Origin of the sequence: Butyrivibrio sp. NATIVEDY162, from assembly GCF_045999815.1 — a bacterium.
Classification (GTDB): domain Bacteria; phylum Bacillota; class Clostridia; order Lachnospirales; family Lachnospiraceae; genus Butyrivibrio.
In genome coordinates, this window is the sequence record NZ_CP172573.1 from 2903738 (window position 1) to 2930020 (window position 26283).

A 26283-nucleotide genomic window follows, 5' to 3' on the forward strand; every position below is an offset into this window, starting at 1 on the left:
TAGATGGAAGCGGCTAAGATTTTTGAAAAAGCAAAGTGGATATCACCTGAAACCGTGACAGAACCTGATAAGAGAAAAGGTGCAGGATATTTAAGGGCCACATTCTCTTATAAAAAGGGAGAGATCAGGATATTTGCCACAGCTCACGGCTTGTATGAAATACTTATAAATGGCCGGAGTATCACGGATGCACGACTGACTCCGGGATGTGATGAGTATGATAAAAGGCTTCAGTATCAGGAGTATGTGATCACAGATACGCTTATATGCGGGGAAAACGAGATATTCGTCACACTGGGTGATGGCTGGTACAGAGGATGCAACGGAATCGATGGTGTGAGAAATCTGTACGGAGAGGATATTTCATTTCTGTGCGCGATAATAGGCGATGGAGACATAGATAATCCTTTACTTGTTACGGATTGCAGCTGGGATGCCTGTGAAAACGGACCTATAAAGCTTACGGACCTTGAGCTGGGAGAGACCTGCGATGCCGGTTCGGGCTTTGGTGAGTGGTATAAGGCAAGAGAGATGTCTTTTGCCAAAGGGAATCTTATAGCCCAGACATCGCCGTTTGTTACGGAACATGAAGTGTTTGAAGGCAGACTTATCACAACTCCGAATGGAGAAAGCGTATTTGATTTCGGGCAGAACCTGGCCGGATATACTTCTTTTGTCGTGGAAAATGCCAAAGGCGGTGAGAAGATCTGCCTCGTCCACGGTGAAACCCTGGATGAAAACGGAAACTTCACGATCAGTAATTTCCAGCCCGGAGACAGAAACAAATCCGGTGGAATAAAGCAGGAAATAAACTATATATGCAAGCCGGGCAGGAATGATTTTAAGCCGCATTTTTCGATGTTTGGATTCAGATATGCAAAGATAACGGGTGATATTTTGCCGTCTGACATCCAAATAAAGAGCATTGCTGTTTATTCGGACATGAAGGAAACAGCGGGTTTTGAATGTGGCGTGGATGAAGTAAACAAGCTCTTTAAAAACAGTGTATGGTCTATGAAGTCAAACTTCTGTGAAATTCCTACTGATTGTCCCACAAGGGAAAGAGCAGGCTGGACAGGCGATGCAGCGGCCTTTGTGAGGACCGGTGCGTACCTGATGGACTGCAGGGGAGTTTACGAGAAATGGCTTGCGAACGTGAGGATAGGGCAGCATTCAGATGGCAAGATGGCGTATATCTGTCCCAAGAACTCAAATCCGGGCAAGATAGCAGAGATGTTCTCAGCTTCTGTTGGCTGGGGCGATGCGGCGGTTCTTGTGCCCTGGAATCTGTACAGAATATATGGCGATGAGCAGATACTTAGAGACAACTATGAAATGATGAAGAAGTGGGTGGATTTCCTCGGAAGAAGGGCAGGAAAGAGCAAGCTCAAGAACCGCTTTGGAAAGAACCCTTACAGAAAATACATCATCGACACCGGAATGGACTACGGTGAGTGGTGCGAGCCCGGAACAGATGTTATGAAGACCATGATGGCTGCATTCAAGGATGGCCAGCCTGAAGTGGCAACAGCTTACTATGCATATTCATCGGGGATTCTCGTCAAAATATCAGAGCTCCTTGGAAATGGCGCCGATGTGGATAAGTACAAAGAGATCTCGGAAAAGGCGACTGAGGCATACAGATATCTGGTTCTGAAAGACGGGCATATAAGATCTGACAGGCAGTGCGAGTACGTAAGGCCTCTTGCGTTTTGTCTTTTACCTGTAAAAGAGGCAGTGGAAGCTGCTAAAGACTTAAACGAGCTGGTAGTGAAAAATGACTATCATCTTAATACAGGCTTCCTTTCAACGCCTTTCCTGTGCAGCGTGCTTGCAGATTACGGTTATGTGGATACTGCGTATAGATTGCTGTTGCAGAAAAGCTATCCTTCGTGGCTCTATGCGGTGGAGAAAGGTGCTACCACTATCTGGGAGACCTGGGATGGTATCAGGGAAGACGGCACTGTACATGATTCGTTGAATCACTATTCCTACGGAGCTGTTTCCGGATGGCTCTTGTCCGGTGTTTTGGGAATCAGGTACAATTTTGACAAAGTCCTGATAAAGCCTCTGCCGGATGAGAGACTTAAGTATGCAAAGGGCTACTATGATTCGCCGAAAGGTCGAATAGTTTCTGAATGGAAATATATTGAGAGCTCGAATTCTTTTGCCTACCGATTTGAAATTCCTGAAGGAATGGAAGCAGAGCTGGAGCTCCCTAGCGGGGAAAAGAGAATTCTGGCAAGCGGAAGTTATGAGATTTAAATAATGGAGGATAGGAAAATGAACAAGTTCAAGAACGGATTTATGCTTGGTGCATCAACAGCAGCTCACCAGGTTGAAGGAAACAATACAAATTCAGATTACTGGGTAATGGAGAATATGGAGTATTCACAGTTTGTTGAGCCTTCACTGGATGCTGTGGATCACTATAATAGATACGAAGAAGACATCAAGATGCTTGCGGATGCAGGCCTTAACACCTACAGATTCTCTGTTGAATGGGCACGTATTGAGCCTGAGCAGGGCAAATTTGATGAAAAAGAGATTGAACATTACAGGAAGATGATCAAATGCTGCAGAGACAATGGTGTTGAACCGGTTATTACTCTCATGCATTTTACATCACCTGTGTGGCTTATAAAGCTCGGAGGATGGGATAATGAGCAGGTTGTAGAGCTTTTTGCCAACTATGCAAGATTCGTCACAGAGCAGCTTGGAAGCGAGATAAAGTATATATGCACCATAAATGAGGCTAACATGAGACTTCAGATTGGCGCTCTCATGGAAAGATTTAAGAAGCAGATGATGGCGAAGATGGCAAATGCAGCTAAAAGCGATGGCGACTCCATGGAGGGGCAGGTTCAGGTTGGGCTTAATCTCTCCGATCCAATGGAGAAAATGAAGCTGGCAGCAATGGAGAACGCCAAAGTATTCGGAGATCCTCAGCCGCATACATTTGTCTCTGCAACAGATGCAAATGGCGATATGATAGTCATAAAGGCACATCAGGCAGCCAAGGAAGCAATCAAGGCGGTTAATCCCGACATTAAAGTTGGTATTACGCTTTCCCTGCACGACTGCCAGTACATAGAAGGTGGCAAGGAGCGCGCAGACAGCGACTGGAATGAGGAGTTCAGCCATTACATTCCTTATATCAAGGAAGACGATTTCTTTGGACTTCAGAATTATACAAGAACTACCTACGGCCCTGATGGAATTGTGCCTGTTCCCGAGGGAACACCAATGACACAGATGGATTATGAAGTATATCCTGAGGCCCTTGAGCATGTAATAAGACGCGTGCATGAGGAGATGCCAAATGTGCCGATCATGGTTACCGAAAATGGAATTGCAACAGCAGATGATGAGCAGAGAGTTAAGTTCATCGACAAGGCAATCGAGGGTGTTCAGAACTGCATAAATGATGGAATCCCTGTTATCGGATATTGTCACTGGTCACTTATCGATAATTTTGAGTGGCAAAAAGGCTATGCGCTTACATTTGGTCTTTGCGCAGTTGACAGGAAAACACAGATCAGGGCACCAAAGCCCAGCTTGAAGCATCTTGGAGGCTATTTGAAATAATGAAAGACACAGTACTGACGGGCGTACAACAGATAATGATAGGAAGCAGATGCAATAGTTATGAGAGTGCACTTAGCACGCTCAGAGCTATTAAAAGTGCAGGATATGATGGCATTGAACTTAATGACTTCATGATCAAGCCAACGCCTTTTATTGTGAGGCTGCTTACAAAATTTGCCGGTATGCCCACTGGTAATGGCGGAAAACTCGATTGGAAGAAGCTGATCTCAGAGAGCGGATTGAAAGTCATAAGCCTGCACAGCTATCTTAACAGCATTGAAGAAAACCCTGAGGCTGTTGCGAAAGAAGCCTTGAGCTTTGGAACGAACACTGTTGTTATAACCGGCATGTACAGGTTTGATTACGGAAATGCATTAGAGGTAAAAAAGCTTGCTGAGCGCCTGAACAATGCCGGAAAAGCTCTTTTACCCTATGGAGTAAAACTGCTTTATCATAATCACAATGTAGAGCTGCAGAAGATCTCAGAAGATAAAACTGCATATGATGTGATCATCGAAAACACAGACCCTCAGTATGTAAACTTTGAACTTGATACATATTGGATTGCAGATGGTGGCGCCGATGTTACAGCCCTTATAGATAAGCTGTCAGACAGGATGGTGATGTGGCACATAAATGACAGGGGATGCAGAAAGAAGGGACCTTTCATTACGCCTATTCTTAAGGAAGATGCTGCCGAACTCGGAACAGGGAATATGGCCCTTGGTACTATCCTGGAAAAAGTGCGGGCAAATTCCAAAGTAGAAGCGATTGTTCTGGAGACCCATAAGAACTGGATCGATAATGATCCTGTAAAAAGCCTTATCGTAAGTGCAGAATGGTTCAGGAAACATAAATTGATGTCCTGAAAACCTCAGGATTTCGACGGAATCTGAGCCAGAAGGACTGCGGAAAAGATTAAAACGCAGCCTGTGATCTCTTTTCCCGACATCAGCTGATGGAGTATCAGCCAGCCGAAAAGTGATGAGAACACCGATTCAAGGCTCATGATGAGGGATGCAAGGGACATCCCGATGAGAATGATCTGATAGACGCAGTAGAGTTTTTCAGAGGCCTTATAAGAGTAGGAAGAGCGGAGTGAAAAACGGAGATTCTACCAATCAGGTAGAATCTCTTTCTATTATTCTGCAAGGAAGTCGCACTTCGCCTCTCAGAATGTATTCTTTATGTTCAATTTTTGAAATCAGGCCTTCGGCTGATTTGTAGCCGATATCAAAAAGAGGAGGTTCAACAGTTGTGAGTGTTGGACGACACACTGTTGACAATTCCCTGTTATCAAAGCCAATAAGTGCAATATCTTTGCCAACCTGAATTCCAGCATCATTGCAGGCATCTATTACGCCCATGGCCATTTCATCGTTATGGGAAAAAATAGCAGTCACATGCTGCTTGATAAGTTTCTTGGTGGCGTTGTAGCCACTGTCCCTTGACCAATCGCCATTTACCACATATCCGGGATTGTAGGGGATGTTATGATCATATAAGGATTCCTGATAACCTGTTAGCCTCCATCTGGTGTGAACGCTGCTTACTTTGCCAGTTATGGTGGCTATTTTTTTGTGCCCTTTTTTGATCAGAAGCGAAACCGCTTCATAGGCGGCGTGCTGATCATCATACAAAACAGAAGGAATCGCAAGTGATGGAGAAATGCAGTAAGCGCATACGAAAGGAATATTGTTTTCAAATATGCTTGGTACTACTCTGTGAGAATGGCAGCCAAGATAAATGATTCCATCAACCTGCATGGAACTCATGTGTGAAACAGCATTGTTCTTGATTTCTGAGTATCTATCCTTGTCTTTATCAGGATCTATACCAAGAGTGTTGATGCGAAGATTTTCCAAGAGATAACGATAACCCTTCTCTTCACAACAGGCTCCGATCCCGTCTATTACTGGAGGAGTGTTGAATACGGTAAGGTCTTCTGCAAGGATCCCAATTGTCCTGCTGGAACCAGTTTTAAGATTTCTGGCATAGAGGTTGGGATGATAATTAAGTTCCTCAGCAATTTCCAGAATTTTCCTGGTGGTCTCTTCACTTATATTTCCGGTGCCATTTAAAACCTTGGATACTGTTGCGACAGATACCTGGGCCTTTTTGGCGATATCCTTCATGTTAGGCACAATTTATCCTCACTTCCCCAAATACTGATCATGGATTAATGTTAAACGTTTTCTTAATAAAAAACAACCAAAAAATTGCTCACAATATTATTGAAAATTGCTATTTACATATATAATGCAACAATATAAAATCCAAATCAAGGTAAACGTTTACCTAAAACAAAATGGGGATGAGTTACAAGAATGTCATGAGTTGTAGCGAGGACTACAGCTTTATATATGGAAAGGGAAAACGTTAACCTTGCACACAACTAGAAGGGGGAAAATGGGGAAAAAGTTGGTGTGGGTAAAAAACGTGGCGCAAAATGAAAACGGAGTAATTATTAACTAAAAAATATGAAGGGGCATTGGGCATGGAAAAAGAAATAAGGCCATTGAAACTTCAGCAGGTAAAAGTCGCTGATCCTTTATTCGGGCATTATATCAATAAAGTAAGTGAAGTCATGCTGGTTCATCAGTGGAAAGTTCTAAATGATGAACTGGAAGGAACTGATCCTACGGGATGTATCAAAAATTTCCGTATAGCTGCCGGACTACAAGAGGGAGAACGGCAAGGAGTAGTTTTTCTTGATACTGATCTATATAAGTGGATAGAGTCAGCTGCCTATTGCATTGCAATAGGTAGCGGGACTCAGTTTGAAGGTAAAATTGATCAGGTGATCGATATTTTGGAAAAGGCTCAGGAAAAAGACGGATATTTAAATACTTACTTTCAGATAACAGCTCCGGAAAAGAAATGGACAAACCTGGTTGAAGGACACGAATTATATACCTCAGGACATATGATTGAGGCAGCAGTTGCTTATGCACTGGCCACTGGTAAGGAGAAATTTCTTCAAATTGCAATGAGGAATGCTGACCTTATTTGCAGGGTATTTGGAACAAAGAAAGGACAGATTCCTGGAGTACCAGGGCATGAAGAAATTGAGTTGGCTTTGATCAAGCTTTATAGGTGGACCAGGGATGACAAGTACTTAAAGCAGGCCGATTTTTTTGTCAGGCAGAGGGGAACTGCACCTAATTATTTGCAGAATGAGATTGATGGCAGAAAAGGCCCTGAGTTCTTTCCTGAGTTTAGAAACTATTCTATGAAGTATGCACAGGCAGAGAAACCTCCAGTAGAACAAACTGAGGCTGAAGGTCATGCTGTAAGGGCAATGTACCTGTACAGTGCTATGGCAGACCTGGCAAAATGGCAGCAGGATAAAGAAATGGAAAAAGCCTGCGACAGACTGTGGGATAACATGGTAGGCAAGAGAATGTATATCACAGGAGGAATTGGCAGCAGCGGATTTTTGGAGTGCTTTACCACAGATTACGACCTGCCTAATAGCACAAATTATTGTGAGACCTGTGCTTCTGTTGGAATGATGATGTTTGGACAAAGGATGGCTGCATTAAAGAAAAATGCAAGCTATTATGATACTGTTGAAAGAGTATTGTACAACACTATTTTAGCAGCTATGAATCTTGAAGGGGACAGATACTTTTACGTAAATCCATTAGAGATGGTTCCGCAGTTTTGTACTGAGAATACTTATATGGATCATGTTAAACCTGTCAGGCAGAAGTGGTTTAGTGTTGCCTGCTGTCCTCCTAATCTTGCAAGAACGCTGGCTTCTATTTCTCAGTATTTATACGCTTGTGATGAAAAGGGAATCTACATTAATCAGTTCATATCATCAACCCTTTCAGTGGATAATTCCGGCCAGGAAATATCTGTGGATCTTAATTCAGCTCTTTTGACAGATGGAACAGTAGATATCAGGATTTCTACTCTGCAGGCTACAGATATCAGGATAAGAGTTCCTGCCTATGCCAAAGACATGGAGATAGCCCTTGATGGCGAAAAGCTTTCCTATAAAGCTGAGAATAGTTATGCAGTAATTGCTCTTAAGGGTGGTGAACATAGGATTAAGCTTAATATGGGGGTTCATCCAATATTTGTGGCAGCAGACCACAATGTCAGGGCTGATGCAGGTAAGGTGGCAGTAATGCATGGACCTATGGTCTATTGCCTGGAGGAGGCGGACAATGGCCAGAATTTATCTGACATCTACGTAAACACTGATGCTAATCTGCTAAAGGGCAAGGCTTATGAAGAATTTCCGGGAGAAGTACCGACGATAGAGTATGAAGGCTACAGGGTAAAGAGTGTTGGTATTGATGATGGTAGCCTTTATGGAGAGGCAAGATTTACTAAAAAGCCTGTGAAGATCAGAGCAGTTCCTTATGCTTTTTGGAACAACAGAGGTATTGGAGAGATGGAAGTCTGGCAGAATATTTCTATCTAAAAGATAGAACATTACTGCTGAAAAATAATTTTCTAAAGGAGGATTTTTCAAGTATGCAAAAGAAAAGATTGTTGAGCATGGCATTAACTGTTGTTACTACTACGGCAATGTTGGTAACAGGTTGTGGTGCCAGTTCTCAAAGCGCACAGGGGGAAGCGCAGGACACAACGCAGAACGCAGTAGAGACACCTAAAACAGAGACAGAGACACCTGCTTCAACTAGTGAGAGCACTGGAGAAAAGGTACATATTACCTATGCTCAGTGGGGTAATGAGACAGAGACTGCTGCAACTCAGGCGGTAGCTGATAAGTTCAATCAGTCCCAGGATGAAATTGAAGTAGAAGTAATCAAGATTGACCATGATACCTATGTAACCAAGTTAAACGCAATGGCTACAGCAGGAGAACTTCCTGATACAGCCATCATGAGTGAAGCTGGAGTATTAAAATTTGCAGAGAATGGATTACTTGCAGACATCAGCTCAATGTACGATGAAGGTGATTCCAAACCTCTTGATTCCATAACCTTTAAATATCAGGGAACACCTGTGGCTTATTCAGCAGCCAATGAGGTACTTAACCTTTGGTACAACATAGATCTTTTGGAAGAAATCTGTTCCAAACAGGGATTAAATGTTGCTGATTTTACACCTCCTGCAAGTGCAGACAGTGCATGGGACTGGGATACATTTGTTAAGATAGCTCAGACTCTCACAGTTGATATCAATGGTAATAACGCATTAAGTCCAGACTTTGATCCAGCAAACGTTGATGTTTACGGCTGCACAGTTAACACTCTTCCATGGCAGCTTGAAGTATGGGCAAAGAGTAACGGTGGCGGATATTATAGTGCTGACGGCAAAGAATGTACTATCAATGACGATGCAACAGTAGAAGCACTGCAGAAAATTGCAGACCTTTCAGATGTTTATCACTGTGCACCTCCTGTAACAAGCGCAGCTAACGCGCTTGAATCCTCACTTGGTTCCAAGAAGGTTGTTATGGCTACAGATGGAACCTGGAATGTTGGAACCTTCCTTGGACCATCTGCAGATTTTAAATATGGCGTAGGCGTTCTTCCTTACATGAAGGAGAAGGTTACAATTTGTACTGGCGGACCAAACGTGGTATTTGCTACATCCAAGCACCCTGAAGAAGCTATGACATGGCTCAAGTGGTACTATCAGGAAGAAAACAGCTGGTCACTTATTGAAGCAGGAACATGGATGCCTATTCTTGATAAGTGGTACACAGATGATGAATTTACAAATAAGTGGATTGATAACCCTAATTATCCTGACCATGATATGTACAAGAGTGCAGTAGTAGACTACGCAAGAGATAATTCTCAGTCAACAGCATGGTATTACATCAATGCAACAGACGAGTTTAATGCAACTCTTGATTCAGCATTCTCGGCTGTTTGGTCTGGTGATCAGACAATGAAAGAAGCTATCGATGAGTATTATGATGAGCTAAATGATATTTTCAGCACAAATAATTAACAATTAATACATTGCCGTGCGAAGACAGCTTATTATAGCCTTTGAAACATGGTCAAAAGTGCAGTATAACTGCCTTCGCCGGCGTTGATATCAGGGGAGAGAGATTATACAATGGAAGTTGCGGGGATATATAGTACAAGCGAGGCGAAGAGTATGAAAAGAGCATCCAGCAAAAGAAAAATACGTACTTCTCAGTCCAAATATAATAGAAAAGAGGAAAGATGTGCCTATTTGTGCCTGATTCCGGCATTTCTTGGAATCACCTTTATAAGTTATCTTCCTACCATAGCAGTGTTTGTACTTAGTTTGTTTAGCTATAATGGTTTGTCCACCCCTGAATTTGTGGGTCTGGATAATTACATTAGGATTTTTACAAAAGATGTGTATTTTGCAAGTGCTGTAAAGGCAACGCTTTTGTATGCATTTTTGGCAGTTATCGGCTCGGTTATCTATTCTCTGGTGATAGCACTTATTCTAAACATGGATATTTTTGGGAGAACTATCTTCAGATCTATTTTCTTTATACCCTATCTGCTACCGGCAATAGGTGTTTTCAAAGGCTGGCAATGGCTTTATGAGCAGAACTATGGACTCTTTAACTTCATCTTCAGAATGCTAGGAATTCCACCCCAGAGATTTTTGGACAGTCCAAGGCAGGTAATACCGGCCCTTGTTCTCATCGCAGTATGGGCCAGCGGAAATCTCATAGTAATATTCCTTGCAGGACTTCAAAATGTACCTACTGTGTACAAGGAAGCAGCTCAGATAGATGGAGCCAACTCATGGCAGAGATTTTGGAACATAACTATTCCATGCATCAAGCCTATTATTTTTTATAATGTATTGACTGCTCTTATCACACATCTGCAGGTAGTTAATCCGGCTCTAGCCCTTACAAATGGCGGCCCGGACAAGAAGTCTATGTTTTTATCTTATGTTATCTACATGTATGGATTTGAAAAAAATAAGCTTGGATATGCAGCAGCTTTTTCAGTTATATTCTTTGTTCTAGTAGGTATTTTTACAATAGTATTATTTGTAACTCAAAAAGATAGCATCTTTAGCGATGAAGCGTGAGAAAGGGGGAGCAGACATGACAGGAAAAGAAAAAAGGAAACTGGCAAACCGCTCAGTTGTAACATTGATTGCCTTATTTTTTGCATTTCTGACACTCCTTCCAATATGGTGGATATTCAGATCTTCACTTATGAGTGTTGCGCAGGTCAACGCTTATCCGCCATCCTTTATTCCAACAGAGTGGCTATGGTCCAACTACACCAAGACCCTTCAGACCTTCGAATACTGGACATATTTTAAAAACACCTTTTCAATTATCATTCCGGCTGTGACATTTGGTGTTATTACTGCCATCTTTTGTGGCTACGCCTTTGCCAGACTAAGGTTTAGAGGCAAAAATCTTATATTTAAGATCTGTGTCAGCACAATTCTTCTTCCAGGCATGGTTACGCTGATTCCACTTTATATTGCGTGGACAAAATTCTTTGGACTTGGTGACACATATTGGCCTCTGATCCTGCCGTTTTTAACAGGTGGAGGATTCTTTAACATCTTCCTGATCAGGCAGTTCCTTATGACAATCCCCAGGGATCTTGATGAAGCTGCATCAATAGATGGGGCCAGCCGCATGAGGATATTGTGGACAATTCTTGTTCCTGCGATCAAGCCAGCAGTAGTTGTTGTTGGAATGATGTTATTTATACAGATTTGGAATGATATGCTCCAGCAGATAATCTACATTAACAGTATGAGCAAGTTTACTTTTGCCATTGCACTCACCAATTTCACAGGCTCTTTTGGAACAAACTGGCCCATGGCTATGGCAGCCACTTTTATGACTATTCTGCCTGGTATAGTAATCTATATATTGGGGCAAAAGAGCTTTGTAGAAGGTATAGTACTGACTGGTATGAAAAACTAATATAAAGGGGAAAAAATGAAATACTTGAATCGTTTTATGAAATGGTATCTTGGAGAAAACGATGTGGAAAAAGAGCCGCCTAAGGACGGCTTTTTCCGCATCTTATATCTTGTTGTTAATTTTCCAGGAAAGCTGTTCATGATAAATATAGTATTTATCATAAGCTGCATTCCTCTAATCACAATACCGGCTGCATGGACAGCACTTTGTGCCTTTACCGGCAAAATGTTTCTGAAGGGTTATGGCTTTACCCTGGAGGACTATCTTGCAGAATTTAAAGATGGCTTTATTAAAAAGCTTGTCTTGGGCATCATGGAGTCTGCAGTCATTTTCTATGGCTATTATCTCATGAGCCTTGCGGGAAACTTTAAAGCTGTCTCTGACAATACTTCATATGTGATCATCATGGGTGCCGGCTGCGCAATATTTGGCATAGGCATTCTTTTTGCAGCATGGACTTTTGTGTTGGCTGCTCATCTGCGCCTTGGATTGTCAGGAATAATTAGAAACGCAGCCATACTCCTTATTCTGGAGTGGAAGAGCAGCCTGAAGCTTATTATATATACAGCAATTTATCTGTTCATAATACTTGCTCTTATGCCGTACTCAATTCTTGTGCCAATGATCATTGGTAATTCTCTTTATGGCTTGATCTCTTGCAGCATAATATGTCCAGTGATAAAGCGGAGAATTACTGATCCTTATGAAGAAGCTGCTCGGACATCCACTCCCACATATTAACGCCATTTTCTTCACACTGATTGTTAAAGAAATAAATCCATGACCAGTGCCCCATGTACTGATATGCGCTGCCATCCTCTGCAGTGTAAGTGTACCCCTGCGCTTTGTGCAGGGGTATTATTATGATATTAGAGAGATAACGCAGCCTTGTAGCCGCTTTCTTTATGAATCTCGCGCATGTATTCATCTGCGGAATGGATATGCAGTGGGCCAAGCTTTTGGAATGCCTCAGTAATTCCGGATTGTCGATCAAAGTATGTCCAAAGGAGACATTGCGCATAGCATTATCTTCCTCATCTCAACCACGTTTAGAAATATTTATTCATGAATTCGGAACTCACTTCGATACTCTTTATCGGATCATTGTCAATCCAGTTCATGTGAGTTTCCAAAATAACTGCCATAACACCCTTTTCCTTTATGACTTCAGAAAGGCCCTTAAGATTCATATTGCCTTTTCCAAGCTCTGTGGCCTTTTCTTTAAGGATGGGTGTCATATATGGTCCTTTTTGAGTGTTTCCTCTGTCATTAATATGCCAGTACTTAAGACGTGAGCCGAGCTTTTCTATTATTGGATAGACGTCAGCGCCTCCGTCAGTCATCCAATATGTGTCCAGCTCAAAATTCACATATTCATCGTCAGTGTTTTCTATAATCACATCATAAGCTGTCTTATCCGTTGAAACCTTCTGCAATTCACAGTTGTGATTATGATATAAAAGCTTTACGCCGTGTTCTTTCAGAGCTTTTCCTGCAGTATTTAACCGCTCTGCCAGACTCTCAACCTCGTTTAAATCGCTATAATCAAATCTGTACATTCCTGTTATAACAACTACGTCTGTGCCATAACTTTTTGCAAGATTCGCAACTTTCTCAGGATCTGCTTCTATTGCACCGAGATTTGAATGCATACTGCTTACCTTGAGCCCGCTCTCATAAATAAGCGTATGCCAATCCTGATTACAGCTGTTTCCTATGTCCATTCCACCAAGTTTTGTCAAAAGCTTTACTATAAAAGGAGATTTTTCTATCATGAAATCATTTATCTCTATATAATCATATCCGGCAGCTTTAACATGTTTCAAAGCGTCAAGCGTAGTGTCGTAATTATCTGATACTGTACCGAGCATAATCTGCTGCACGCCTTTTTTTACAGTATTGTCCTGAGTATTAAGCTGTGCACTGAAATAATCAGCTATTTCTTTTCTTGTAACTTCATAAGGTCCTGCTGTGGCATTTAGATATATATTTCTTATCAAAAAGGCAATAATCATGCACAACACGGCAATTAAGACGGTGAATATCAGCGGCTTTTTTCCCTTTAACTTTCTCATTTTAGATACTTATATTTCCTTTCGGTTTATTTTTGCTTATAATATAATCATCATGTGTTGATTTCAACCGACAAATATTTAACTTCTGTTGATTTCAGGAAAGGAGTATCAATGACAGCCTCCGGAGAGACCAAGATTTTACATACAAAAGAGCGTATAAGAAATTCCCTTATACAAATGCTTGGAAATATCACTATAGAAAAGATAACTATAAAGGAATTATGTATGACAGCCGGCATAAACAGGACAACTTTTTATAAATATTATGGCAGTCAATATGACGTGTTAAACGAAATTGCTTCAATATATATATCTAAAACAACCGCTCTGCTTATGGAGAATTTAGCCGAGGATCGGAAAATAGCTGATGATTTGGTAAATGCACTTCAGTTCATAAAAGACAATGCGGATTTTTTTATCTTATTTCTGGGAAAAGATAACTTAAATCCTATATCAGATATAAGCTCATTACTACCGGATTTTAATAAATTAGTGCTGGCATCCATGCGTAATTCATCTATCACAGAATATGAAAAAAAATATCTGTCCTCCTTTGTTTTACACGGAAGTGTCAAAATGATAAGTGACTGGATATCTGACGGATGCAGCCTTAGCTGTCAGAAAATGTGCAGTTTAATATTAAATGCATCCGGAAGAGTAATCGGAATATGAATTGCATTCTATGAATTTAAATGTGCCGATAGTTTCTGTATATGTCGATGGGACAGAGCTTGGAGACATTTTATGGGGCGGATTGGCTGCTAAATTGTAGTATCAGTATGCATCGGCATTGCAGCAGGTTCACAGCCTGTAATCGGCTATAACTATGGCGCCGGAGAGTTTCAGCAATGGATACGAGTTTAAATGGGCTAGTATTATATATAGTGAAGATTTGGATGAGAATAAGGAATCCATACGGAAATATGAAGGAATATCGATAGAATATGCTAAAAATGAAGCAGAACAGATAGCATTAGATGCTCAACCAGCTCAATTCTTTGATATGATACATCTTGAAAGAGCACAAAAAAAGACATCGATTGATGGAATAGAAGTACGCTATTATTCCCATTCATATAAATGTGTACCACTGGATTATGATCTTACTGAAGATGATATTCGTCGACAGAAATAGGTACAAATTTCTAAAACTAAAACACGTATATTATTCAGTATTTATCGGCATCCTTTATCATACGAAAGTGGTACAAATTTGGTACAAAAGAAAGGCAAGGCCGGCGAAGCCCCTTTCTCTGCGGTTTTGCGAGACTACTAAAAGTTCGATCCCAGTCGCCGGCAGTAAGAGAGAAGCAGTGATGCTTCTCTTTTTTGTCATTTTAAAAATGACTTGATGCTCCTAATTGGATGTGGATATAATTAAGAGCTTGTATGATTGATTAAGAGTATTTGCATATGCTAAAAGGGGAGGATTTATGCAGAGTAATAATCAAGTTGAACTTCGTCCAATGACAAGGGAGCTCTGTCATGAGCTTTATAAGTCTTGGGAGAATGATGACTCTATATACATGGATATGTCCATATTTAAGGAATATGTTTACAACGAGGAATCAGTTGATCATTATTTCGATTCAAAGCAGGGAACGTCGCGCAGAATTTTTGCAATCATGCTTGAGGATAGACCTATTGGAGAATTACAGTTAAAGCAGATTGATATGGATAAGAGAGAATGCACCTTAAGTATTCATATGCAAAATGATAATTTTAAAGGTAAAGGGTATGGAACAGAGGCAGAGAATCTTGCTATAAAGTATGCTTTTGATGAAATGGGAATGGTGGCAGTTAATGCGGACACTGTTGTGAAGAACACAAGGAGTCAGCATATTCTTGATAAAATTGGATTTCAGTTTTTGAAAGAAGAGGGAGACTTTAGGTATTATCGCTTGGAAAAGTCATAATAAATGATTGGTGAGCAAAGCTTCTATAAGAAATGTGGGAATAGGTTTTGAGATGCCAATTTGTCATCTCAAATTGATATTAATGAATCAGTTTGTGGAGGAGTATGAACATAAGAAGAATGAGCGAATCAGATCTAATGAGCCTATATGGGACATTATCTGATCCGGTTGTAATGAAATATATAGAGGAACCATATACGCTTGAGAAAACAAAAGAATTCCTTCATAGTGCCGGTCTATCTGAACCACCGCTTGTTTATACGGCAGAGGATGAAACAGGAAATTATATTGGTTATGTAATTTATCATGATTATGAACAGAATACTGTGGAGCTAGGTTGGATCCTGGATAAATCAGCATGGGGAAAAGGCTATGCAAGCAAATTAACGGAAGAACTGATAAAGAGAGCCAAGCTGGACGGAAAGAACGCAGTTATTGAATGCAATCCTGAACAACAGATAACAAAGCATATCGCTGAGAAATTTGGTTTTATTTATGACGGAAATGTTGATGGATGCGATGTATTTAGGTTTAGGTGTAACAGGATAATCGATGATGACTTAGTTCTGACTCCGTACTATAGAAACGATGCAGAATCATTTCCTTGGTACCAAGATTTAGGTGTTTGTAAGCAAGTTGACAATATTGATCATGCTTATGATATTGAAACACTACATGCTATGTATGATTATCTTAGTGCGCATGGTAACTGCTATTACATACAATATCAGGGAAAACTTGTGGGAGATGTATCTCTTAGGGATAATGCAGAAATCGCAATAGTGGTGTGCAAGGAGTACCAGAATAGGCATATTGGCAGAAAATGCATACTTGATATGATAGAGCTAGCTAAGGAGAAGGGGATGGATAAGGTGAAAGCCAATATCTATGCGTTTAATACTCAGAGCCAGAAGATGTTTCAGTCAATTGGATTTATAAAAACTGATGAAGAGTGGTATGCATATGCTATAGATACATGAAGTATAAGAAATAATAATAGTTTAATAAAGCGTGGGCTGTAAGAATGAATGAGTCACAAACATAGAGGATTCAAATTTGTAAAAGGGAAAATATGATGAATGTAACATTTGACACTGCCAATAGCAAAGACATATCAGAACTGACAAGGCATCAGCACACGCTTAATGAACGATCTGGTAAAATATGCCAAGGAGAATCGTCTGTGTTATACTGACCTGAAGGCTACAGAAGAAGGTTATTCTCTTTATAAAAAGATTGGCTTTGAAGAAAGAAATCAAAAATATAAGGATATGCGGTTGAAACTATAGTATTTTTTTAGACTAACCCTGGGAGGGAAGATGAAAAGAGAACTTGGAATAGCGCGTTGCGGATTAGCATGTTGCCTGTGCTCGGAAAATGTAACTTGTAAGGGATGCAGAAGGGATGGCTTTATGGAGCTATCCTGGTGCAAAGATGCTGAGTGGTGTGAGGTCCGCAGGTGTGGTATTGATAAGAATCTGAATGGATGTTATGAATGCGAACCGGCGAATTGTCGCAAAGGCTTATATGCAGACAAGATTAAAGCAAGGGCATTTGCGGAATATGCACGAAGGTTTGGAGTAGAAGAGCTATTGGATTGCCTTGAACGCAATGAAAAGGCAGGCATAGTTTATCATCGGGAAGGAATTATGGGAGACTATGACGACTTTGATGATTTAGAGGAACTGATAAGCTATATAAAAAGAGGGAAAAGATAATGAAAATTGGTATTTCAGCCTGTTCAAATGGACATCTGCCCGAATGGCGAAATCAAATATCGGAACTGGAAAAAGTTCTTAAGGACATGAACATTGAGACAGTGCTCTCACCGCATATTATGAGAACTCTGGATGAGTACAGCGGGACTGATAAGGAAAGAGCGGAAGATCTCATGCGTTTCTATACCGATGATGAGATAGATGCAATTTATGACATTTCCGGTGGAGACCTGGCTAATGGAGTGTTGAAGTATTTGGATTATGATACCATAGCGAAGGCCGATAAGGCTTTCTGGGGATACAGCGACCTGACAACCGTTATCAATGCCATATATACGATGACAGGAAAGCCCGGCGTCCTTTATCAGGTAAAGAATATGGTCTGGTCCTGCGGCCATATGCAAAAGAAGAGATTTTTAGATTATATTTCAGGAAAGAATAATGACTTGTTTGATATAAAATATAGCTTTTTGCAAGGAAACGCTATGCAAGGCGTGGTTGTAGGGGGCAATATTCGCTGTTTTACAAAGCTTGCAGGAACCAAGTACTGGCCTGATATGGACGGAAAGATACTTCTTTTGGAGTCGCTTGGTGGAGAATCCGGACAGATAGGGACACTTTTTAACCAATTGGATGATATCGGTGTATTTGACAGGATATCAGGAGTATTGCTTGGGACATTCACCAATTTTGAAAAGGCAGGACTAACGCTTTCTGTATATGATCTTTTGAAAATGCATGTCTCAGATACACTTCCTATGGCGTGTACAAGAGATATAGGGCATGGACATGATGCGAAGGCTATCATTATTGGAAAAGAATATTTTTTTAGGTGAAGTATAAACAGTATTCATGGATATCTGATTGTTGTCAGGAAACACAGATGATGATAAATACTAAATGCTGTATATGAATATTCATTTTTGGGGAGCATTTGCCCATTTGACAAAGTGGTTCAAAAAGTGGTTCAAAAGAAAATACGAGACCAGAACTCCCCTTTCTTACTGGATTTGCTTTGGCTCCAGAGAGTTCGATCCCGGTCGCCGGCAGTAAGAGAGAAGCGTAAGATGCTTCTCTTTTTTACGTTCATTTATTTTGCTGAGTCAGTTTATTAAAGTATTCTAATAACCTTTTTTCTAAGGATTTATCCTTCTGTAGAGAGTTTACAAATGAAAAGAGTTCTGGGTCTTCAGATGAAGAAATCGTTATTGTACTTGGATTTGGATCATCTGTTAAGCCATAAAGATAGTCAGAAGTAGTGTTGAACGTTGACGCTATGAATTACCTCTTTATATTCTTGACTTAAGGTTTTGATTACAATACTATAATCTTAACAGCGGACACTTGAGGTTCGTTTGAACGTTGAAATCAAAGAGGGTTCTGGAACGCTTTCTTTGATGGAGTTCTAGGTGGGTTCGATAAATAACCACAAACCAGATAGGATTATCCGAAAGAAAATTATCTAAAAGACCTTGTAGCCAAATACAAGGTCTTTATTTTTTGGAGATACAATGGGAGTGTTAGAATCTTTAAGCTCATATGACAAACTGCTAAACACAGAATATCTTATAAAAATTGGCAGAAAAGGAAAGGCTAGCGTTCTTTGCCTGGTTTTTGATAAGGTTGATTGGTTCCACACAATGGGATTGTATTATCTGAAGGATCTTGAATTCTTAAACGTACATGGAGCTCAAACAGAATCTTTATATGATGAAATCATCGCAGGAACTTATGAAAATGCTGACTTTGAAAAATCAAGGTATTATACAGATGAAATGGAATTAAGGGTAGAGCTTTTTGGACAGCTTGCGGACATAATAGAAAAGCTGGACAACCAAGAGTACAGCTTTTTTGGCTTTAGTAAAAAGAAGTGCCCTTGGACAAGTATCAATGCAGATTATCTGATAAATAATCATGAGAGATTTGAAAATCTTATGCTATATAAGAAAAGTGATAATCTGGCAGGGATAATATTTATCGGTGAAATGTCTATCTTTTCTTCTGAGGCAAGAATGAATGACTACACAGTTGGACAGACACAGTATACTGTTTTGAAGGTTGAAAGACGCGACAAGGTTACAGGTACTGCAAGCGTATTTTCTTTTTTAGTCGAGAAATAAACCAGCGGAACATTATGATCCGATACCCTCGGCTCTAATTGCTTAATTCCTTCAACCTGGGAAGCATGATAATACATATCTAATCCTCACGTTTATTCTTTTAATTCACGTTCTATTTCTTCAATAGACGGTAAAGTCCCTTTGAAATTCTCCGGCATAAGATCCGATAATTCATACTCTGATATACCTACGGGGGCATTGGAACTGTTCACCGCATACTGTGCCAATACATTATCTTTGTTTTTGCATACAAGCAACCCTACGGTAGGAGCATCGCCTTCCTTTCTGAGAATACCATCGACAGCAGCTACATATGTACCTATTTGCCCCATATCTCCAGGCTCAAAAGCTCTGATCTTAACCTCTATCACAACATAGCAGTGCAGGGTAATATTGTAGAAAAGCATATCAATAAACTGCTCTGTATCCCCTACTTCCAATCGATACTCTCGTCCTACAAATGCAAAACCTGTGCCCAGTTCCAGTAGGAACTGAGATATATTATTCATAAGAGCATCCTTCAACTCTTTCTCGTAATATCCCTCTGTCATAGTAAGGAAATCAAAATTATACGGATCTTTTGTCATTTCCTGTGCAAGGTCACTTTGCGGTGCAGGCAATGTTTTTTCAAAATTTGAGATTGCCTTTCCCTGTCTCTCATAAAGGTTAGTATCAAGAAAGTTCTGAAGTACCGCCCTGGACCAGTTATTCTCCAATGTCTTTTCAACATAGAAAAGCGCTTTGTTCCGATCATCTTTACATTTATCGATAATAAACCTGTGATGTCCCCACGGAATCATAAAGATATTCATTTGCGCCACAACCTGTGGCGTAATTTCAACCTCACCTAATTGCGCCACAGCTTGTGGCGTGATTGTCTCTTCGGAATAAAGCCTATAGAACTGATGCATGTATAATAGGTTTCTTGGCGAAAATGATTTTACATCCGGCAATTCCCGCTTGATATCGTCACTAACAGCTTTGTAAAAGCCTGTTCCCCAATCATACTGAGTTTTGAGGATTTCCAGGTTCCGCCCCAGTTCCCAGTAGAATATCAGCATTTCCCGATTAACAGCTGATGCAGCTTTAATCTGACTACTGCGATATCTTTTCTTAAGTGAAGATATCCAGTTATTATATGTTTCATCCGTTTTAATAATGTTATTCATTATTCTTACCATCCTTATCAAAATAATATCGGGTAGCTCACCTTCAAAAGGTGTAAACATGGTGTAAATCAGATACTCGCTTGCCAAAGAAATGGCTTGTTTCCGCCATTTCTTTAGGTCGTTCAAATCCCTCTGTGGCAGAGGCATACTGACGAATGATGAAATTCGCACTGTTGTAAAGAACTGCAGATGCCCTGCATATATTCTGACAGTAACTGTATAGTGTGTTGTTTTTAGTTATTCTGTACTGTCTTGTTCTGTACACAGTTGAGTTTTCCTTTCCAAAAGATTATATTAGTATTATAGCATAAAATTTAAGAATAATCAAAACATTTGTTCTTTTCGGAAGGAGTTTTCTCGCTGATATATTATAATATTTTGACCTTTAAACTTAATTTCTTTCGTTCTCCCAATCTGCAAACCTACTTTCCACCTGTACTTGAAAACATAGCCTAAGGGCTTTAGAGGAAGAAAATCGTAAGCTTAAGTCTCTTTTATCGGATAATGGCATCGCATATGAATCCACAAGTGTTTATGACGAGGCCATGGAAAAAAGATGATGCATTTAATTCTGCAGATGTTGTCGGCAATGAAATACATGTGATTTTGGATGATGGAGTATACGTTGATTCGCTGAATCTTCTGGTTAGGCTTCAGAAATACGGTGTCAGATGGCGGCGGAAAGGTATTGGAGAAGATCACGCACAATGAGGATCCGTGGATGGAAGCGAGGAAAGGATATGGCGACAGCATTCCTTCCAATGAGCTTCTGCCGAAAGAGAGGATCATGAAGTATTATATCCTGATAAACCAGAAATATGGCATAGATACGGAGGACGGTCTGCGGACATATATCCATGACATGCTTGATAAGGCATCATGATCCATAACAGCTGAATCCGGTTCAAAGACTCAGATCATAATCTTTTTACAGCAATGACAAAGGTGTTATTGACTTTGCCCTTGGGGCAGCCTTTATCATTTGTAAAAACGAAACAACAGGAGAGCTTTAATCCAAACCATAACTTCACTATGCAAAATGGCGGCGACATGCTGAAAAAGGCTTTTGCAGATGTGGAAGGAAGAATTTACGGGGATTCACTTCATGTGACAGATATAGAGGACCTTGTTGATTATCTGTGCAGCCTTGCATCTTTTAAGGCGATAATGGATATTCCTGTGGATAGGATCGCTCAGATATTAAAAGAGCATGCGTTTGACGGAGCTATTGATCTGCCAAAGGAATATGGCATGTTCATAGCAAAAGGCCGTGCGTAATTTTGGAGGAAGAGTATGAAGACCCTGATAATAGGAGCTAGTGGTTTTCTTGGTGGAACTATATATTACAAATTAAAAAATGCAGGCGCTGAGGTGCTTGGCACATACAGTCAGCATAAAAAGCAGGATGATTTTGCAGAGCTTGATGTTATGGACTCTCAAAGACTACTTGAGATTGTGCGTGATTTTGCTCCCGATGTCATCATCTGGACAGTTATGAACCATGACGCAGAAGAGGAAATAGCAGAAAAGGTAATGCCTGCGCTGCTGGATGCAATCGGAGATACGAGGTTTATTTTTATCTCTACTTCAGTAGCCTATGAAAAGAATATGACCGAGGATGTGACACCTTTTCTAAGGTCAGAAGAGATGTACAACCATCACTATTTTAACGGAAAGATAAAGTCCGAGAATGTCATAAGAAAGATGCGGGATTACTGCATTGTCCGCCCAGGCAGCATATATGGGATCAACCCTTACGGCGAGATGGATGTAAGGAGCTGCAAATTAAAAGAGCATGTGGACTTAGGGCAGCAGTACGTCAGGGCTGACAACATTCTATTTAGCATAGTTGAGGTGAATGAGCTGGCAGATGCTGTAATTGAACTTGCCACCGGGGATTATGTTGGAATTATAAATGTTTCTGAGGATAAGCCCATTTCCCATTATGATTTTAATAAGACTCTGTGCAGGCGTTATGGATGGGATGATAGCTGCGTTGTGGCTAATAGAGAGATCGAGAATATCTACTATTTTGATAATAGTTTAAGAAAGCATCTATTGAAGACCAGGATCACGAGTATTGATAGCTCACGGCGTGTTAAAAAACATACTGGGAACACGAAAGCAGAATGTTCATAACTTTGCTTCTGACAGGTATAATGGTATCTTCCTGTACGCCGGAATTCCCGGCGTCGGGAAGATTTTTTATTATTTCGTATGACTGTAATCCTATTGAATGCCCTGGATGTTCTTGTTATACTATTCTTAAATGTTGATAGTTGATACATTTTTATATTCCAAAATGTTGATTTGGATACATTATTACCTTTCCAAAATGTTGATGAGGTTATCGCAATGTTAAAAAGAAAAATCACCAAACAGCTAAAAAGCTGGATTTCCACCAAAGAAAAGAAGTGCCTTATCGTCAAAGGCGCACGTCAGACTGGAAAAACTTATATAATCGAGCAATTTGCAAGGGATAACTACGAAGAGGCCATTGAGATTAACTTTAAGGAGACTCCTTCTGCGTCTGAGATTTTTTCAGGTGATCTGACCGTTGATAACATGGTCATGGCATTGAGATTTCGCTTCCCGGAAAAGAAAATCGTTCCGGATAAAACACTCATCTTTCTGGACGAGATCCAGGAATGTCCTGAAGCCATAACCTCTCTTAAGTTCTGGGCTACTGATAACAGATATGATGTGATCGCCTCAGGCTCCCTTCTGGGTATAGATTATAAAAGATCATCATCCTATCCTGTGGGGTATGTTGATTATCTTACAATGCATGGGCTTGATTTCGAGGAATTCTTGTGGGGACTTGGTATCTCTGATGATATGATAGCTTCTCTTCGTTCTTTTTTTACCGAGAAGAAAGCTGTGCCTGAAGCCATCCATAATCAGATGATGTCCTATTACAGACAGTATGTTGCAACCGGTGGAATGCCCGAAGCTGTTCAGAAATACATAGACACAAAGGATTACAGGGAAGTAGATAAAGTACAGCGAAGCCTCCTGCAAGGCTATCTGTATGATATAGCCCACTATGCAACGGCTGAGGAAAAGGTAAAGGCTGAAAAATGCTATCTTTCCCTTTCCAAACAGCTACTTGATAAGGAAAACCATAAATTCCAGTACAAGGAGATCGAGCACGGTGCAAGGGCTCAGAAGTACTATTCGAGCATCGAGTGGCTGCTCAGGGCGGATATCATCCAGCTCTGCAGGCTTGTCAGTGATATGAGGTATGACCTGGATGATTATGCAAGGGATGACTTTTTCAGGGTATACACCACAGATCTCTCATTGCTCATAGCCATGAAAGACTTTTCACTAAAGCAGCATATAGTTGAAAATACTCTATCTGGCAACACAAAAGGCGGACTGTTCGAGTGTGCCATTGCAGATGCCCTTATAAAGAAAGATTATCCAATATACTTCTTTAAAAACGACACGGCAAAAAAGGAAATAGATTTTCTTATCCAAAAAGATGGAAAAGTTATTCCGATAGAAGTAAAAAGCGGAAATACGCGTGCCACATCCCTCAATTCCGTGATAAAGAATAAGTCAGATATCGATTTTGGCTACAAATTCATAGACGGAAATATCGGGATCGGAGAATCAGGGATAATTACTCTTCCGCTATATATGGCATGTTTTATATAAGCTTCTTAAGGCTAAAAAGAGACTCTTGAGCCTCTTTTTTAGTACCACATATAATCCTGTTTGTTTACTTCTATTATTTGGATTTATGCCAAGATTGAAAATAGTTTCTCATGGATGTGATAAATATTATGATATATCAGCGAGAAAACTCCTTCCGACATAGTCGGTGGGGGATGAATCGCTGACCCTCAGCGCTTTACTTTGCTGTATCGCCCGGTTTTTTCATATTTTCTTTTGTGGTCATCCGTGCGCTGGCTTTCTATATATTTTTTCACTGTTTCAAGTGAAACTGATCCGGTTGTGGCGCAAAAATAGTTCCTGCTCCAGAAAAGAGCATCTCCACACAGATATTTTTCTATGTGTTCACGGTATTTGATCCTGACTTCTTTAGAGAGCTGGGATTTTAAGGTATTGATAAGCTTTACCGGGGCAACGTCCGGAGGCATGGAGATAAGCATGTGTATGTGGTCCTCGTCAGTCTCAGCTGAGAGCATATCGCAGTTCATCCTTCCACACAGATAAGCTGCGTGATTTTTCATGAAATCTCCCATTTCATTGGTTATCACCTTTTTCCTGAATTTAGTGACAAAAATGATATGATAGGTAAGCAGGTAAACGGAATGTGAACCTCTTCTGTAGTTATCCACAAAAACTCCTTCCGAAAAGAACAAATGTTTTGATTATTCTTAAAATTTATGCTACAATACTAGTATAATCTTTTGGAAAGGAAAACTCAACTGTGTACAGAACAAGGCAGTACAGAATAACTAAAAACAACACACTATACAGTTACTGCCAGGATATATGCAGGGCATCTGCAGTTCTTTACAACAGGGCGAATTTCATCATTCGTCAGTATGCCTCTGCCACAGGGGCATTTGACTCTTACAGGCCTCTTTTTCCCAATCAGATGCAGGTGTATAAACTTGTAAGTGAAAAACTTGAAGGGACAAAATACCATGTAGTTGGCTCATGGCTTTCTTATAATGCCCTTGACTATCTTCTAAAGAGTACCGGGGATAAGGCATACTATGGGCTTCCATCTCAGGCTAACCAGCAGATACTTAAGCTCCTTCTCAGGGATTACAAGTCATTTTTTGAAGCGGTGAAGACATACGCCAAGACACCATCTGCATTTACGGGGAGACCCCGCATGCCGGGATATGTATGCCAGGGAAAATATAAGACAGCCATCCTTACGAATCAGATATGCAGGATAAAGGAAGATTCCTATATACGTTTCCCTGGAACAACCAAGACTTTAAGACTTGGCAGGGACTTCCCCCAGGGGAAACTTAAGGAAGTACGGATAAAACCACATGGTAAGGACTTTGTAATGGATGTGGTGATCGATGCCTTAACAGTGGGAATAGAGCCTTTGGATGACCGGGAAGTTCTTAAATTTCTTTCATCAAAAGATGACATTTCCGATATCAGGGTCATGTCGATAGATCCTGGTACGGACAATTTGGCAGCCGTAGCGAACAACTTTGGGGCAGACCCCTTTGTGATAAAGGGCGGACTGATAAAGTCCGTAAACCAGTTTTACAATAAAGAAATGGGACGGCTTTCCTCATGTGCCATGAAGTGCAATAACAGATACCGGACCAGGAAAATGAGCATACTCACTGAAAAGCGCAACAGGCGCATAAAGGATGAGTTCCATAAGATAAGCAGACAGCTTGCAGACTATGCGAGGGATAACCGTGTGGATGTCGTAGTGATGGGGCATAACGTATTCCAGAAACAGGAAGCGGGTATGGGGCATATCAGTAACCAGAATTTTGTGCAGATACCAATGCTGATATTTGCAGATATGCTAAGATATAAGCTTGCTGAATACGGGATAAGGTTTGCACTTACGGAAGAGAGCTATACATCCAAAGCGGATTTCCTTGCGATGGATGCGATCCCTGTGTATAAAAAGGGAAGTAAGGCTGACTATGTTTTTTCCGGAAAAAGGATAAAGCGTGGACTCTACAGACACTACGATGGAACAATAACAAATGCAGACATAAACGGAGCTGCAAACATCTTAAGAAAAGTATTCCCAAAGGTAACCCAATGGGATAGGGGCATAGTGGACATGCCCTGTTCTTTGGGATGCGTTAAGCATCCCAAAGGTTCATGCCGCTCTGCGGCATAACAGAAA

29 protein-coding genes are annotated in these 26283 nt (G+C 40.6%); 22 read left to right on the forward strand and 7 right to left on the reverse strand.

Annotated features, from left to right (window positions below):
- Positions 1-3: 3 nt before the first annotated feature.
- Genes ACHCNF_RS12520 through ACHCNF_RS12530 form a run of 3 tightly spaced genes read left to right on the forward strand, consistent with a single transcriptional unit; the run spans position 4 to position 4457 of the window.
- Entirely contained in the window at positions 4-2265 is a 2262-nt protein-coding gene (locus ACHCNF_RS12520) for a family 78 glycoside hydrolase catalytic domain (RefSeq protein WP_408070115.1), read from the forward strand.
- Between the two features lie 18 nt (positions 2266-2283).
- Positions 2284-3588 (forward strand): glycoside hydrolase family 1 protein, encoded by a 1305-nt coding sequence (locus ACHCNF_RS12525; protein WP_408070116.1) that lies wholly within the window; start codon positions 2284-2286, stop codon positions 3586-3588.
- A complete protein-coding gene (locus ACHCNF_RS12530) occupies positions 3588-4457 on the forward strand; it encodes a sugar phosphate isomerase/epimerase family protein (protein ID WP_408070117.1) in 870 nt (289 codons plus the stop codon). The genes ACHCNF_RS12525 and ACHCNF_RS12530 overlap by 1 nt, the downstream gene beginning before the upstream one ends.
- 5 nt (positions 4458-4462) lie before the next feature.
- On the opposite strand, the gene ACHCNF_RS12535 is transcribed toward ACHCNF_RS12530, so the two are convergent.
- Positions 4463-4618 (reverse strand): EamA family transporter, encoded by a 156-nt coding sequence (locus tag ACHCNF_RS12535; protein ID WP_408070118.1) that lies wholly within the window; start codon positions 4616-4618, stop codon positions 4463-4465.
- Between the two features lie 91 nt (positions 4619-4709).
- A complete protein-coding gene (locus tag ACHCNF_RS12540) occupies positions 4710-5723 on the reverse strand; it encodes a LacI family DNA-binding transcriptional regulator (RefSeq protein ID WP_408072239.1) in 1014 nt (337 codons plus the stop codon).
- Between the two features lie 362 nt (positions 5724-6085).
- Here ACHCNF_RS12540 and ACHCNF_RS12545 point away from each other — a divergent pair, with 362 nt between their 5' ends.
- The 5 genes from ACHCNF_RS12545 to ACHCNF_RS12565 all read left to right on the forward strand — a co-directional run bounded on the left by ACHCNF_RS12545 (position 6086) and on the right by ACHCNF_RS12565 (position 12211).
- A complete protein-coding gene (locus ACHCNF_RS12545; protein WP_408070119.1) occupies positions 6086-8026 on the forward strand; it encodes a glycoside hydrolase family 127 protein in 1941 nt (646 codons plus the stop codon).
- A gap of 53 nt (positions 8027-8079) precedes the next feature.
- Entirely contained in the window at positions 8080-9531 is a 1452-nt protein-coding gene (locus ACHCNF_RS12550) for an ABC transporter substrate-binding protein (RefSeq protein WP_408070120.1), read from the forward strand.
- Between the two features lie 153 nt (positions 9532-9684).
- A complete protein-coding gene (locus tag ACHCNF_RS12555) occupies positions 9685-10608 on the forward strand; it encodes a carbohydrate ABC transporter permease (protein WP_408070121.1) in 924 nt (307 codons plus the stop codon).
- A gap of 16 nt (positions 10609-10624) precedes the next feature.
- Positions 10625-11470, forward strand: a complete 846-nt coding sequence (locus tag ACHCNF_RS12560; protein ID WP_408070122.1) for a carbohydrate ABC transporter permease — start codon at positions 10625-10627, stop codon at positions 11468-11470.
- Positions 11471-11485: 15 nt separating this feature from the next.
- Positions 11486-12211 carry a DUF624 domain-containing protein gene (locus ACHCNF_RS12565; protein ID WP_408070123.1) on the forward strand — a complete coding sequence of 242 codons (726 nt, stop codon included), beginning with the start codon at positions 11486-11488 and terminating at the stop codon, positions 12209-12211.
- Here ACHCNF_RS12565 and ACHCNF_RS12570 read toward each other — a convergent pair.
- Positions 12162-12491 (reverse strand): hypothetical protein, encoded by a 330-nt coding sequence (locus tag ACHCNF_RS12570; protein ID WP_408070124.1) that lies wholly within the window; start codon positions 12489-12491, stop codon positions 12162-12164. The two genes, ACHCNF_RS12565 and ACHCNF_RS12570, sit on opposite strands and share 50 nt — an antisense overlap.
- Positions 12492-12519: 28 nt before the next feature.
- Positions 12520-13545 carry a sugar phosphate isomerase/epimerase family protein gene (locus tag ACHCNF_RS12575; RefSeq protein WP_408070125.1) on the reverse strand — a complete coding sequence of 342 codons (1026 nt, stop codon included), beginning with the start codon at positions 13543-13545 and terminating at the stop codon, positions 12520-12522.
- Between the two features lie 111 nt (positions 13546-13656).
- Between ACHCNF_RS12575 and ACHCNF_RS12580 the strand changes: the two genes are divergently transcribed.
- From ACHCNF_RS12580 to ACHCNF_RS12615, 8 genes are all read left to right on the forward strand, one after another.
- Positions 13657-14217 carry a TetR/AcrR family transcriptional regulator gene (locus ACHCNF_RS12580; RefSeq protein WP_022757703.1) on the forward strand — a complete coding sequence of 187 codons (561 nt, stop codon included), beginning with the start codon at positions 13657-13659 and terminating at the stop codon, positions 14215-14217.
- A 220-nt stretch (positions 14218-14437) separates the two neighbouring features.
- The gene (locus tag ACHCNF_RS12585) at positions 14438-14680 is read left to right on the forward strand and encodes a hypothetical protein (protein ID WP_408070126.1); all 243 of its coding nucleotides are present in this window, start codon (positions 14438-14440) and stop codon (positions 14678-14680) included.
- 298 nt (positions 14681-14978) lie between these two features.
- Positions 14979-15461 (forward strand): GNAT family N-acetyltransferase, encoded by a 483-nt coding sequence (locus tag ACHCNF_RS12590; RefSeq protein ID WP_408070127.1) that lies wholly within the window; start codon positions 14979-14981, stop codon positions 15459-15461.
- Between the two features lie 104 nt (positions 15462-15565).
- Positions 15566-16441, forward strand: a complete 876-nt coding sequence (locus ACHCNF_RS12595) for a GNAT family N-acetyltransferase (protein ID WP_408070128.1) — start codon at positions 15566-15568, stop codon at positions 16439-16441.
- 150 nt (positions 16442-16591) lie between these two features.
- Complete coding sequence (locus tag ACHCNF_RS12600) at positions 16592-16750, forward strand: GNAT family N-acetyltransferase (protein ID WP_408072240.1); 159 nt, start codon at positions 16592-16594, stop codon at positions 16748-16750.
- A gap of 30 nt (positions 16751-16780) precedes the next feature.
- Positions 16781-17179: a DUF3795 domain-containing protein gene (locus ACHCNF_RS12605; RefSeq protein ID WP_408070129.1), complete on the forward strand. Its 399-nt coding sequence runs from the start codon at positions 16781-16783 to the stop codon at positions 17177-17179.
- Positions 17179-18015: an LD-carboxypeptidase gene (locus ACHCNF_RS12610; RefSeq protein ID WP_408070130.1), complete on the forward strand. Its 837-nt coding sequence runs from the start codon at positions 17179-17181 to the stop codon at positions 18013-18015. The genes ACHCNF_RS12605 and ACHCNF_RS12610 overlap by 1 nt, the downstream gene beginning before the upstream one ends.
- A gap of 675 nt (positions 18016-18690) precedes the next feature.
- Positions 18691-19299, forward strand: a complete 609-nt coding sequence (locus ACHCNF_RS12615) for a PBECR4 domain-containing protein (protein ID WP_408070131.1) — start codon at positions 18691-18693, stop codon at positions 19297-19299.
- A 92-nt stretch (positions 19300-19391) separates the two neighbouring features.
- On the opposite strand, the gene ACHCNF_RS12620 is transcribed toward ACHCNF_RS12615, so the two are convergent.
- Positions 19392-20468 (reverse strand): PDDEXK nuclease domain-containing protein, encoded by a 1077-nt coding sequence (locus ACHCNF_RS12620; protein WP_408070132.1) that lies wholly within the window; start codon positions 20466-20468, stop codon positions 19392-19394.
- A gap of 43 nt (positions 20469-20511) precedes the next feature.
- Positions 20512-20733, reverse strand: coding sequence for a hypothetical protein (locus tag ACHCNF_RS12625; protein ID WP_408070133.1), 222 nt, complete (start codon positions 20731-20733; stop codon positions 20512-20514).
- Between the two features lie 251 nt (positions 20734-20984).
- Between ACHCNF_RS12625 and ACHCNF_RS12630 the strand changes: the two genes are divergently transcribed.
- From ACHCNF_RS12630 to ACHCNF_RS12650, 5 genes are all read left to right on the forward strand, one after another.
- Positions 20985-21179 carry a hypothetical protein gene (locus tag ACHCNF_RS12630; protein WP_408070134.1) on the forward strand — a complete coding sequence of 65 codons (195 nt, stop codon included), beginning with the start codon at positions 20985-20987 and terminating at the stop codon, positions 21177-21179.
- A gap of 10 nt (positions 21180-21189) precedes the next feature.
- Positions 21190-21351 (forward strand): hypothetical protein, encoded by a 162-nt coding sequence (locus tag ACHCNF_RS12635; protein WP_408070135.1) that lies wholly within the window; start codon positions 21190-21192, stop codon positions 21349-21351.
- 167 nt (positions 21352-21518) lie between these two features.
- Positions 21519-21746: a hypothetical protein gene (locus tag ACHCNF_RS12640; protein WP_408070136.1), complete on the forward strand. Its 228-nt coding sequence runs from the start codon at positions 21519-21521 to the stop codon at positions 21744-21746.
- A gap of 15 nt (positions 21747-21761) precedes the next feature.
- Positions 21762-22607 carry an NAD-dependent epimerase/dehydratase family protein gene (locus ACHCNF_RS12645; RefSeq protein ID WP_408070137.1) on the forward strand — a complete coding sequence of 282 codons (846 nt, stop codon included), beginning with the start codon at positions 21762-21764 and terminating at the stop codon, positions 22605-22607.
- Positions 22608-22823: 216 nt separating this feature from the next.
- On the forward strand, positions 22824-24131 hold the full coding sequence (locus tag ACHCNF_RS12650; RefSeq protein WP_408070138.1) for an ATP-binding protein: 1308 nt from the start codon (positions 22824-22826) through the stop codon (positions 24129-24131).
- Positions 24132-24319: 188 nt separating this feature from the next.
- On the opposite strand, the gene tnpA is transcribed toward ACHCNF_RS12650, so the two are convergent.
- Positions 24320-24778, reverse strand: coding sequence for an IS200/IS605 family transposase (gene tnpA / locus ACHCNF_RS12655; RefSeq protein WP_408070139.1), 459 nt, complete (start codon positions 24776-24778; stop codon positions 24320-24322).
- 92 nt (positions 24779-24870) lie between these two features.
- Here tnpA and ACHCNF_RS12660 point away from each other — a divergent pair, with 92 nt between their 5' ends.
- Positions 24871-26277, forward strand: coding sequence for an RNA-guided endonuclease InsQ/TnpB family protein (locus tag ACHCNF_RS12660; protein ID WP_408070140.1), 1407 nt, complete (start codon positions 24871-24873; stop codon positions 26275-26277).
- Positions 26278-26283 lie beyond the last annotated feature (6 nt).